Below are 12,488 nucleotides of genomic sequence, written 5' to 3' on the forward strand. Positions count from 1 at the left end.
GTTTTAAATTAAATGTGCAAATTACATAATGGAACAACAAGGGTTCATCGAATATATTGAGCAAAGTATTATAAAAAACTGGGATTATAACGCCTTGACAGACTACAAAGGAATCACATTGCAATACAAAGATGTAGCCCGTAAGATAGCAAAATTTCATATTGTACTTGAAAGTGCGGGTATACAGCCCGGAGATAAAATAGCAGTCTGCGGCCGTAATAGCGCGCATTGGGCAGTCGCCTTTCTTGCCACTGTCACTTATGGAGCTGTAGTAGTTCCTATTCTTCATGAATTTAAAGCAGATAACATACACAACATTGTCAACCATTCCGAAGCCAAGCTTTTATTCGTTGGCGATCAAGCCTGGGAAAACCTAAATGAAGATGCCATGCCCTTGCTAATGGGCATAGCTTCTTTGAAAGACTTCACCGCACTCGTTTCACGCAGCGAGCAACTTACTTATGCCTTTGAGCATCGTAATGAGATTTACGGCCAACGATATCCAAAAAACTTTCGACCGGAACATATTGCCTACCGGAAAACATCCCCTGAGGAGCTAGTCATCATCAATTATACTTCAGGCACTACCGGTTATTCAAAGGGTGTAATGCTTCCTTCGCGCAGTATATGGTCAAACATCACTTATTGTTACGAAATGCGTCCTCTGAAGCCAGGAGATACCATTGTTTCAATGCTCCCGTTGGGACATGTTTTCGGTATGACGTACGACTTTCTTTATGGATTTGCCGCTGGAGCGCATCTTTATTTCCTGACTCGTATGCCATCACCCAAGATTATCGCACAATCATTTGCAGAAATCAAACCTAAATTGATCTCATGTGTCCCCTTGATCGTGGAAAAGATTATCAAAAAAGATGTTTTACCCAAGCTGGATAATAAAATTGGCAAGTTGCTTTTGCGCGTACCCATCCTTAATGATAAGTTGAAAGCAAGGGCGAGACAGACGGCTATGGAAATTTTCGGAGGAAACTTTAACGATATTATTATCGGAGGAGCCCCTTTCAATGCAGAAATAGAAGATTTCCTCAAAAAGATCGGTTTCCCATATACGATAGCATACGGCATGACAGAATGCGGACCGATCATCTGTTCCAGCCGTTGGCAAGACCTGAAGAAGGCTTCTTGTGGTAAAGCCGCCACACGGATGAAGGTAAAGATTGATTCTCCCGACCCGAACACGCATGCCGGTGAAATCGTGTGTAAAGGTGACAACCTTATGCTGGGTTATTACAAGAATCCCGAAGCAACCGCACAGATTATCGATGCGGACGGCTGGCTTCACACAGGAGATCTCGCCACCATGGACGAAGAGGGCTATGTCACCGTACGAGGGCGCAGCAAAAATCTCTTATTGAACTCAAGCGGACAGAACATCTATCCCGAAGAGATAGAGAGTAAACTGAACAATATGCCTTACGTCTCAGAATCACTTATCGTACTACAAAATGATAAGTTGGTTGCTTTAATCTATCCCGATTTCGATGACGCATTCGCACATGGGCTGCAACAAGCAGATGTGGAAAAAGCAATGGAAGCAAATCGTATTGAATTAAATCAGGAATTACCAGCTTATAGTCAGATCACCAAAATAAAAATACATTTTGAGGAGTTCGAAAAGACAGCCAAGAAAAGTATCAAGAGATTTATGTATCAAGAGGCAAAAGGATAATTTCTTTGCCTCTTTTTCTATTTATAGGGTATTGATACTTGATTTGCTGGCTATTATTATCCAGCGCGATAACCTTTAATTCCCATCACGCTGACCATTAATATCCAACACGCTGGATATTAATACTTATTATGATAGTTATTAATAACTGGCATGACAGGCATTTACATATAATTATATTGATGATAAATAACTGATAATTAAAGGCAAAGATAATTCAGACCCTTCGATTAAATCAATACTAATTCTTCAAACAAATCATCCAATGTTTTCTCCAAATCGGCAGACAAGCCCACATGCGGCCTTGAAGTCTGTATACAAGAACTTCGCAATGCTGTCAACCATCTGAATCTCTCCGGAATATCAAGAGACCCAATAGCTCCTCCTTCCTCACAGCCAGAACAGACTTTTTCAAAGGCCTCCATATGTTCACGAAAAGATTCAATATCCATCTCCGGTGCGAATACCCTCAACCTGCCTTCATCAATCTGATAACGCATCTTAATGCAATCGGCCTGTTTTGAAAACAAGATGACTCCTACATTCATAAATTCCTCGCGTTCCACCTTTGGAACTATACGGATCACTGCATATTCATATAAGTGCTTTTCTGGCATCCTGTGCTTCTTTTACAAATATTTCGGAATTACGTTTCCTCTCTATTAAAAACTGAAAATAAATATCCCGTATTTCCTGAGGAGTCTCCTCAGCATCTCTCCAATGCAACCAGTCATCCGGTATCAAATTTACGATCTCTCTCAACTTTTCATCGGTCAATAGTTCTTTGTATTCCTTGTCAACCTCTTCCAACCTACTCGCTTCGGAAAGCAGAGCATGATCCTTTATCTGAGTAAAAGGGCTCAAAGCATGTTTTCGCCAGTTCACCCAGGAATGATGAAAGAAAAGAGAAGCACCATGATCTATCAACCAAAGTTCTTTATGCCACATCAACATATTCGTATTCTTTGCCGTACGATCCACATTCGTCAAAAAAGCATCCAGCCATACGATACGGGAAGCAAGCTCTTCGTCCACTTTTGTCACTACAGGATCAAAAGGAAGTGCCCCGGAAAGAAAATGCAATCCTAAATTCAATCCCCGGCTACCTTGCAAGAGATCTTGAATTTCTTCGTCTCCTTCGGAACGACCGAATGCCTCATCCAGATTCAGAAAAACAAGTTCAGGTAAACGTAACCGCAAGACACGTGCGACTTCTCCTCCGATCAGTTCGGCTATAAGCGCTTTCGTACCATGTCCAGCACCACGAAATTTGACAACGTATTTAAAACCATCATCTGCTTCCGCCAGTGCGGGCAGTGAACCACCCTCACGCAATGGCATAATGTAACGGGTAACGTTCACATCGCGTATTTCTATTGGATTGTTTATTACATTCATATTTTCAGAAGTTCTTTTCCACCTTTCATTTGCTTACTAACAAACTGTTTCAAAATAAAGTTTCAAAGACTCAAATGCAAATATAAGTATAAAAGAACAAAGGTTAAATAGGAAGAAGCAAATTCTTTGCGTATTTCTTCGTACTTAACTATTTCATCAAACAGAAAGGATCTTATGAAATAGATCATGCCGGGAAATTTCTTAATAGAACTTTATATGGGAATAGCAAATTTAAATATATGTTATAAAACAGATATTTTTTCTTGATTTATTTGTAGATATTCCGGAAGTCCGTATATTTGCATCGTGTTTTTCATAGTATTAGATTTTAAGGTTAACAAAGGTTGGGCTCGGCGGAGCCCTTTTTTTATGCTCCTTTGAAATCAAAATACTTATTGCTTAAGTTCACTAATATTATTTCAATATCATTTTTAATACGAGTGAGCTTTGCCGACTTTGAACTTTTACAATATAAAGCCCCGATGATACCCCTTCTAACCGAATTGGAATTTCCTCCCCCGAACCAACGCCATTGATTTGCCTGTCATAGATTTGTCTCCCATTTATATCGAAAACGGATATCTTAGTATGATCAGACGGCTGAGTAAACAGCAGATTAAAACCATTACTATCATTGGATAGGATAATCACAGGTTTTACTGTTTCGGACTCTATTCCTTCAGGATTCATTTTCAAACATTCCTTGACACCTTCCCAAGCATTGAGCTTGCCATATCCCCACGTGTTGCTTCCTTCCTCCGGCAACCGGCCGGTAAAAGAATCTTGAATCGAAGTCTTTTTCAAGATACTTTTAACGTCTTCCGGAGTCAGATTATTATTTGCCTGTAACCAAGTAGCCACAACTCCCGCCACACAAGGGGAAGCCATAGAAGTACCTTCCATCACATTATAAAAGTAAATCTGGTCATTCCATATCTTTTTGTTAATAACAGGATAGGATTCATGAAAAATGCAATAACTAGAAACAGATGAAACGATCGCTGCTCCCGGAGCTGTTACGTCCGGTTTCATTCTGCCATCCGAAGTAGGTCCTAAAGAAGAAAAAGGAGCGATGTCACCCATCGAATTTTCTGTATCGTACTCTTTACCATCACAATCTATATAACTATTTTTTGTGACATAAGCTCCTACCGAAATATTTCTTTTTCCACATGCAAAATCAGAAATAGACCCTTGTTCATCACCTTTCGTATAACCTGAGACATTGAGATCAGTAAAGTATGTATCTTCATTAGCCCAAGCATCTACTCTACCGAAACTATATGCTCGAATCGTAAAACCAATATAATTAGATCCTACTATACGATTAAAATCGGGTGAAATAAAGACATGAGGTTTACCGTTCAAAGGATTTATTTCCGAAACAACGGAAAGTGTTCCCTTAATCCCGTTATAACCATTTAATTTATAAATCTTTTCATTTCCCGTCTCAAGAGAAGCATCGATTACATCAAATGTCTTTTTAACAATCTTATCACTACTATTATATGCATATAATTGAATGGTGAATTTCATCCCCTCATCTCCCCAAATATCAACTTCTCTACTATTCGATATTCTCCAACCTAAAAATGAACTCAATGAATCAGAAAGTTCAGATGTGAAAGTTTTAGATATGTGACTTTGCTTTCCAGACGCATTGCCTGCTGCTTCAACCACAATTTTGCCTTTACCTACCATGCTGTCGGTAAGTTTATCAAATGTAGATGTTCCATCGTGCGAACCGAGATAAGATCCAAGGCTTAAATTGATGACACATGGTTTATCGACAGAAGCTGCATAATCAAATATATATTTCATGCCATCACAGATACCAACGTTATCCATACCATCGCGTTGTATATCATAACCCACAAAAACAAGGTCCGCATCTCCGGCTACTCCATAGAATTTATTACTAATAGTATCTGCACCGGCAGCAATTCCAGCTACATGGGTGCCATGCAAATTTATGTCAGTATCATATTTGGCATTGAGAATTTCATCTTTTGTTGTAAGTTCCGTACCATAATTAAATCCTTGTGGAGGGGTACCTGTAGTGTCGTAATGATTCCATACTCTTTTCACTCTTAATTCCGATTGATCATAATTCCAGAAATTAACATGTCCATATTCAATACCTAAGTCAACTACTCCTACAATAACTCCAGTTCCAAGAAAAGGATGGGGTAAATCTACACCTGAATGTAATTCATCAATTTTCATGTCAGTGCGAGCATTATCCATCATTATAGTTACAGGAGTTCCGGTTTCAACATACTTCACATCATCAAGCATAGCAATCGCTTCTATTTTATTAATAGGAACACATGCAGTGATTAGACCCGAGAATCTCGAATTAACCTTTACTTCCAGTTCTCTTAGTGCATTAAAAATAGCATCTGTCTCTGATAAATGAATGAATGCATTGACATATCTTGCATTTCCGAGCTTACGAACGGCAAAACGCTTATCGATTTTCTTCGAATTCTCAATTGATAGAGTATCATGCTTCAATGACATTAGCAACAAAGAAGTATTTGTCGACATTTTAGACTGAGAATACCCTACAATACTAAATATAATACATAGTAAAAACAAAAATAACGTCCTCATAATACTCACTCTTTAGATTTTATTGTTACTTAAAAAACACTGCCTCATTCGGAATCAATATACAATTCACCAATATTCTATAGGCATTATTTCAATATCATTTTCAATACGAGTGAGCTTTGCCGACTTTGAACTTTTACAATATAAAGTCCGGACGATACCCCTTCTAACCGAATTGGAATTTCCTCCCCCGAGCCAACGCCATTGATTTGCCTGTCATAGATTTGTCTCCCATTTATATCGAAAACGGATATCTTAGTATGGTCGGACGACTGAGTAAACAGCAGATTAAAACCATTACTATCATTGGATAGGATAATCACAGGTTTTACTGTTTCGGACTCTATTCCTTCAGGATTCATTTTCAAACATTCCTTGACACCTTCCCAGGCATTGAGCTTGCCATATCCCCACGTGTTGCTTCCGTCCTCCGGCAACCGGCCGGTAAAAGAATCTTGAATCGAAGTCTTTTTCAAAATACTTTTAACGTCTTCCGGAGTCAGATTATTATTTGCCTGTAGCCAAGTAGCCACAACTCCCGCCACACAAGGGGAAGCCATAGAAGTGCCCTGTTTCGCAGAATAATAATAAGGCTGGTCATTCCAGTTTGTTTTATTAATTATTGGTACTAAATCATACGGAATGTATTCAAAATAGCTCGAAACAGAAGAAATTACAGTTGTTCCGGGAGCCGTTACGTCCGGCTTTATTCGTCCATCGGAAGTCGGGCCTAAAGAAGAAAAAGAGGCGATTCCATCAATTGTTTGATTACTTTTATATTTTCTCCCATCACAATCGACATAATTATTTTTAGTGACATAGGCTCCGACAGCGATCACCCTATCTCCACATACTAAGTCAGAAACCGTACCCTGATCACCACCTTCCATATAGCCCACACGGTCAAAATTTGTTAGAGATGCTTTTGTAGATTCCGCCCAAACATCTATTTTTCCTGCCGTAACAGGACGAATAGTGAATCCAATATAATTCTTGATAACCGGAAGATCTGTTGAAATAAGCACATGAGGTTTACCGTTAATCGGATTTAATTCTGATACGATAGATATTTGCCCTTCAAGCCCTTCTTTATCACTGTCACTAAACGTATAAACCCTCTCATTACCGGTTTCAGAAGATGCGTCCAATATATCAAAATACTTTGTTATTTTCCTTTTATTATCATCATAAATAAAAAGCCTAATGGTATATCTCATCCCTTTATCCCCCCATATATCTACTTGCGTTTCATGATGCATCCGAAACTTTAAGAAAGTACTTAATGAATCTTCTATTTCGGGTGTAAATGTCTTAGAGATATGCTCTTTCTGTCCGGTTGAGTTTCCTGCTGCCGCAACCACTATTCTACCTTTACCTACCATACTGTCGGTGATTCTGCTAAAAGTAGAAGTCCCATCATGAGATCCCAAACTACATCCCAAGCTCAAATTAACGACACAAGGCTTGTTAGCAGAATCAGCATAATCAAAGAGATATTTTATCCCGTCACAAATGTTTATATTATCCCATCCATCAAGTTCGCCATTATAACTCACAAAAGCCAAATCCGCATCACCAGCTATTCCATAATATTTATTATTAATCGTGTCTGCACCGGCAGCAATCCCCGCGACATGCGTACCATGCAGACTACTATCCGTATCATATTTAGCATTGAGAATTTCATCTCCACTTGTAAGTTCCGTGCCATAATGAAGACCTTTCGGAGGAATTCCAGTAGAATCAAATTGATTCCAGACCCTTTTTACCCTCAATTCGGTACGATCATAATTCCAAAAATTAACATGACCATATTCAATACCCAAATCGACCACTCCTACAATCACTCCCGTCCCAAGGAATGAATGAGGTAAATCCACTCCTAGTCTTACATCATCCGCCTGCATAGCAGCACGGGCATTGTCCATTAAACCAGACACAGGAGTTCCGATTTCAATATAAGTAACACAATCGAGGGCGGCAATGCTTTCAATTTCATTGACCGGAACACTCGCTGTAATTACACCCGTGAACTTAGAATTCACTTTCACTCCAAGTTCCTCTAATGCGGAATAAGCTTGACCTGCATCCGATAAATGAATAAATGCATTGACATATCTTTCATTTCCGAGTTTATGAACGGCAAAACGCTTATCGATTTTCTTCGAATTCTCAATTGATAGAGTATCATGCTTCAATGACATTAACAGCAAGGAAGTGTTTGTGGACATTTTAGACTGAGAATATCCAACAAGGCTCAATGAAATACCTAATAAAAAGAATAAAAGACTGTTTTTCATAATATTGATTCTTAAATAGCTATACAAAGCTTAGAAAATACTCTTATAGAATTATATAAATGCTTAGTTTTTTGCCTGGAAAAAACTATTTCAATATCACTTTTGATACGAATGAATAGTATCCGCTTATAACTTTTACAATATAAAGTCCGGATGATACCCCTTCCAGCCGAATTGGAATTTCCTCCCCTGAACCAACGCCATTGATTTGCCTGTCATTGATTTGTCTCCCATTTATATCGAAAACGGATATCTTAGTATGATCAGACGGCTGAGTAAACAGCAGATTAAAACCATTACTATCATTGGATAGGATAATCACAGGTTTTACTGTTTCGGACTCTATTCCTTCAGGATTCATTTTCAAACATTCCTTGACACCTTCCCAGGCATTGAGCTTGCCATATCCCCACGTGTTGCTTCCGTCCTCCGGCAACCGGCCGGTAAAAGAATCTTGAATCGAAGTCTTTTTCAAGATACTTTTGACGTCTTCCGGAGTCAGATTATTATTTGCCTGTAGCCAAGTAGCCACAGCACCCGCTACACAAGGAGTAGCCATGGAAGTGCCCTGTTTCGCTGCATAGTAACACTCTCGACCGTTCCATTCTTTCTTATACAAAATAGTTTCAGACCTTAAATGATCGTAATAACTTGAAATAGAAGAAACAACCATTGAACCGGGTGCAGTCACTTCTGGTTTTATTCTACCATCCGGAGTTGGACCTAATGAAGAAAAAGAAGCAATATCCCCTTTTATTTCCCCTGAATTATGATTCTTACCCTTCATATCGGTATAACTATTCCTAGTGACATAAGCCCCAACAGTCACAATCCTTTTCCCACTGCCAATCTCAGTAATAGAGTTTTTTCCATCTCCACTCGTATATCCATTGATACCAAGATTTGTAAAAGTCATACCATTCTCGTCATCAACCCAAGCATGTACAGTTCCCGAGGTAATGGGGCGAATGGTAAATCCAATATAATTCCCTCCTATCAATAGATGAAAGTTTTGCGAAATAGTTACATGCGGCTTACCATTCAGCGGACTTATTTCGGAAACGATGGACACTTCACCTTCAAATCCTTCTTTATATCTATCCGTAAACGAATAAATCTTTTCATTCCCTGCTTCCAAAGACGCATCTATTCTATCAAAATAGGTTCGAACCTTTTTATCAACAATATTGTATGAGAATAATTGGATAGTATATTTCATTCCTCTTTCGCCCCAAATTTCGACAAAACCTTCCGTAGCAATCGAAAATTTCGTGAAAGAACTCAATGAATCATTCGATTCAGAAGAAAAAGTCTTAGATATATGGTTCGGTAAATCGCCTTCATTACTTGCAGCAGCAACAACTATCCGACCTTCCCCCTGCATGCTATCAGTAAGTTTGTCAAAAGTTGAGGTTCCATCACGAGGTCCAAACCATGCTCCTAAACTTAGATTTACAACGCAAGGTTTATTTACCGAAGTAGCATAATCAAAGATATATTTGATTCCATCACAAATACTTATATTATCCCATCCATCAAATTCTCCATTATAACCCACAAAAGCCAAATCCGCATCACCAGCTATTCCATAAAATACATTATCAATCGTATCTGCACCTGCAGCAATTCCAGCAACATGCGTACCATGGCATTCGGAATCCGTATCATATTCAGCATTGAGGATATCATCTTCGGTAGTAAATTCCGTGCCATAATGAAAACCTTCCGGAGAAGTTCCTGTGGAATTCTGCTGGTCCCATACCCTTTTAACTCTCAATTCAGTTTTATCATAATTATAGAAATTAGGATTCCCGTATTCAAGGCCCATATCGACCACTCCCACAATCACTCCTGTCCCAAGAAACGGGTGAGGTAAATCTATCCCCTGTCTTACATCGTCCGCCTGAATAGCAACACGGGCATTGTCCATTAAGTCATGTACAGGAGTTCCGACTTCTATATAAGTAACATAATCGAGGGCAGCAATACTTTCAATTTCATTGACCGGAACACTCGCTGTGATTACACCCGTAAACTTAGAATTCACTTTCACTCCAAGTTCCTCTAACGCAGGATAAGCTTTATCTGCATCCGATAAATGAATAAAAGCATTGACATATCTTTCATTTCCCAGCATACGAACAGCAAAACGTTTATCGATCCTCTTCGAATAATTTTCCGACAGCGTATCGTGCTTCAATGACATTAACAACAAGGAGGTGTTTGTGGACATTTTAGACTGAGAGTATCCAACAATACTAAATGTGATAAATAAAATAAGGAGCCATACACTTTTCATAATATAGATTTTAAATATTAGGAGGCAGCCTTTACATGTATGTGATTCCAGGTTATAAACTAAAGAAGAAAGACATAATCTAAAGTGAGATGTTATCTGCACAAAGATATGTATTTTTATTCAACAAGCATCGTTATTTTGTTAAATATCAGAGAGATTTACCGAAAAATGCAGGAACTTGAGATTTGTAAGAGGCAGAGAGCAAATATACGATCGGTTAACCACAAAAAAAGGCATATTCACATATGCCTTGAAAGGGAATATAATTCCTGAACTTCACTCTCATCCCTTTGCCATCATGTTATGACGGATATTGAAATTTGTAATTAATAAAGCTGTCCTATCAGCCACCTGCAAATGATATCGCCACCAATGATACCTACAAAACCAACAATCCACAAACCTGCCTTTTTCAAATTACAGGATACTTTCAATGCCAGAACCATCCAGATAAGAGTAATTATCAGAAAAGGCAAACAGACCATTGACAACAGAATTGCAATATGAAAATCAGGAGTCGAAAGAAGTTGCGCAGGAGCAGTTTCCGGTGTAATTTGCTCCAACACCCGCATAGGAGGCAAACAATATATAAGATTCATAACAATCATCGGTATCTGTGCAAAAAGGACAGTCCCCAACACATCCACCAAGCGGATTTTAGAATGAGAGAAGATTATTCCACCCAAATAAAACAACATCGATGGGACCAACCATACAATCAGATGTTCTGTAAGATAGCACCACCAAGCCGGATTGGGTGCAGGGCCGAAATGAAGTAATCCATGATAATGGTAACCAGATGCCCAACTCAACAACGTGGATGCCATCAAACCTAATGCTCCCCATGTCAGTGCTTTCATTCCGGCAATACGTATAAACGGATTAAGTATTACATTTAAAGTTTGTTTCTTCATTGTTTCTCTATCTTTATAAGTTTTTCAATTAAATCGTCAAGCATATTGCGCATGGTGGGATAACTGACTCCTATGTTTTTAGCCATATCCTTCAAACTCCCACTCGACTTAACAAAGTCAATAATAAACTGCTGTTCTTTTTCCGACAAACGGGCAAGCAGAGGTAATTCAAAACTACCACATACTTCCGTCCCGCATTGTCCACAAAACAAGCGGCTCACCCTCAATAGAGATTCGCAAGCGGGACATTGTAAAGGTAAACGTTTTTTTATTTCATTCGCCATAATTATTCTATTAACGGTGGCCCTTCACGAAGGTTGTTAAAGTAGACATCAATTTTGCATTCACCGGCAATGCAGGATCGCCATATGTAACCATCTGCTTCTGCATATCCATCGTATCACAATCTTTTAAAACATGGTTCATTGTGTTGATCAAGAGTAACTCTGCATCCGGCCTTGCTTTTTTCAGCAATTCGGCATCATTTACGGATACTTGAATATCTTTTTCCCCCTGGATAATAAGCACAGGCATTTTCAGAGAAGCAATCACCTCTTGCGGATTATATTTATACCAGGAAATCAAGTAAGGCTGAACGGAAGGACGAAACAACGCCTGCATATATGCCGATATATCACCCACTTGTCTACCTGCTCTAAGCGATGCATTGATAGAAGCGACCTCCTTCTTTATCATATCCGGCTGTGAAGAGACCTGTTCTTCCAAAATTTCATAGGCCGGACGACCGGCTCCTGCCAATGAAACAAACCCTTTCACCTTAGGACGACTTTGACAAGCCAGCATACCGATCAGAGATCCTTCGCTATGTCCTGCCACCGAGATGCCTGAAAAACGCTGATCTCGAGCAAGGTAATCAATCCAAGCTATCACATCGTTGACATAATCCTCAAAAACTAATTTGGATTCTTCCTTACCCGCTGCCGCACTGCTTGCTATTCCACGTTTATCAAAACGTAACGAAGCAATACCGTACCCTGCCAATCCTTCTGCCAAATATTTCAAAGAGTTATTTTTCCCTTTAATAACCGGTGAGTTTCCGTCCATATCAGTCGGCCCCGAACCGGCAATTAATATCACTACCGGACACGACTTTTCACTATTGGGGATAAGCAACTTTCCATTAATAGATCCTTCTTTCGTAGTAAGGGTTACATCCTCTTCATTTGGTAAAGCCATCTGCGCATGGCAAATAAGCGAATAAAAAGAGAACAAAGTGATTAAAGCAAAACTGATACGTTTCATAACATTCG

9 protein-coding genes are annotated in these 12,488 nt (G+C 39.1%); 1 reads left to right on the top strand and 8 read right to left on the bottom strand.

Features of this window, described 5'->3' with window-relative positions; all coding sequences use genetic code 11:
* Positions 1-28: 28 nt before the first annotated feature.
* Positions 29-1,690 (top strand): long-chain fatty acid--CoA ligase, encoded by a 1,662-nt coding sequence (locus tag H8744_RS16130; protein ID WP_262435826.1) that lies wholly within the window; start codon positions 29-31, stop codon positions 1,688-1,690.
* A gap of 230 nt (positions 1,691-1,920) precedes the next feature.
* Here the strand turns inward: H8744_RS16130 and H8744_RS16135 are convergent, their stop codons facing one another.
* The 8 genes from H8744_RS16135 to H8744_RS16170 all read right to left on the bottom strand — a co-directional run bounded on the left by H8744_RS16135 (position 1,921) and on the right by H8744_RS16170 (position 12,480).
* Positions 1,921-2,307 (bottom strand): DUF3037 domain-containing protein, encoded by a 387-nt coding sequence (locus H8744_RS16135; RefSeq protein WP_262435827.1) that lies wholly within the window; start codon positions 2,305-2,307, stop codon positions 1,921-1,923.
* On the bottom strand, positions 2,285-3,067 hold the full coding sequence (locus tag H8744_RS16140; protein WP_369411077.1) for a HipA family kinase: 783 nt from the start codon (positions 3,065-3,067) through the stop codon (positions 2,285-2,287). Before H8744_RS16140 ends, H8744_RS16135 begins: the two co-directional genes overlap by 23 nt.
* 435 nt (positions 3,068-3,502) lie before the next feature.
* Entirely contained in the window at positions 3,503-5,704 is a 2,202-nt protein-coding gene (locus tag H8744_RS16145; protein ID WP_262435829.1) for a S8 family peptidase, read from the bottom strand.
* 86 nt (positions 5,705-5,790) lie between these two features.
* Positions 5,791-8,004, bottom strand: a complete 2,214-nt coding sequence (locus H8744_RS16150; protein ID WP_262435830.1) for a S8 family peptidase — start codon at positions 8,002-8,004, stop codon at positions 5,791-5,793.
* Positions 8,005-8,089: 85 nt separating this feature from the next.
* The gene (locus H8744_RS16155; protein ID WP_262435831.1) at positions 8,090-10,303 is read right to left on the bottom strand and encodes a S8 family peptidase; all 2,214 of its coding nucleotides are present in this window, start codon (positions 10,301-10,303) and stop codon (positions 8,090-8,092) included.
* 326 nt (positions 10,304-10,629) lie between these two features.
* Positions 10,630-11,217: a YIP1 family protein gene (locus H8744_RS16160; protein WP_262435832.1), complete on the bottom strand. Its 588-nt coding sequence runs from the start codon at positions 11,215-11,217 to the stop codon at positions 10,630-10,632.
* Positions 11,214-11,501 (bottom strand): DUF2089 family protein, encoded by a 288-nt coding sequence (locus tag H8744_RS16165; RefSeq protein WP_262435833.1) that lies wholly within the window; start codon positions 11,499-11,501, stop codon positions 11,214-11,216. Before H8744_RS16165 ends, H8744_RS16160 begins: the two co-directional genes overlap by 4 nt.
* Before the next feature lie 10 nt (positions 11,502-11,511).
* Positions 11,512-12,480, bottom strand: coding sequence for an alpha/beta hydrolase family protein (locus H8744_RS16170; protein ID WP_262435834.1), 969 nt, complete (start codon positions 12,478-12,480; stop codon positions 11,512-11,514).
* Positions 12,481-12,488: the final 8 nt, after the last annotated feature.

This window comes from Jilunia laotingensis (assembly GCF_014385165.1).
Classification (GTDB): domain Bacteria; phylum Bacteroidota; class Bacteroidia; order Bacteroidales; family Bacteroidaceae; genus Bacteroides; species Bacteroides laotingensis.

What these genes read in the sequence shown, in the direction of transcription:
- H8744_RS16130 (WP_262435826.1), top strand. Translation starts at nt 29, where the DNA reads ATGGAACAACAAGGGTTCATCGAATATATTGAGCAAAGTATTATAAAA.
- H8744_RS16135 (WP_262435827.1), bottom strand. Translation starts at nt 2,307, where the DNA reads ATGCCAGAAAAGCACTTATATGAATATGCAGTGATCCGTATAGTTCCA.
- H8744_RS16145 (WP_262435829.1), bottom strand. Translation starts at nt 5,704, where the DNA reads ATGAGGACGTTATTTTTGTTTTTACTATGTATTATATTTAGTATTGTA.
- H8744_RS16150 (WP_262435830.1), bottom strand. Translation starts at nt 8,004, where the DNA reads ATGAAAAACAGTCTTTTATTCTTTTTATTAGGTATTTCATTGAGCCTT.
- H8744_RS16155 (WP_262435831.1), bottom strand. Translation starts at nt 10,303, where the DNA reads ATGAAAAGTGTATGGCTCCTTATTTTATTTATCACATTTAGTATTGTT.
- H8744_RS16160 (WP_262435832.1), bottom strand. Translation starts at nt 11,217, where the DNA reads ATGAAGAAACAAACTTTAAATGTAATACTTAATCCGTTTATACGTATT.
- H8744_RS16165 (WP_262435833.1), bottom strand. Translation starts at nt 11,501, where the DNA reads ATGGCGAATGAAATAAAAAAACGTTTACCTTTACAATGTCCCGCTTGC.
- H8744_RS16170 (WP_262435834.1), bottom strand. Translation starts at nt 12,480, where the DNA reads ATGAAACGTATCAGTTTTGCTTTAATCACTTTGTTCTCTTTTTATTCG.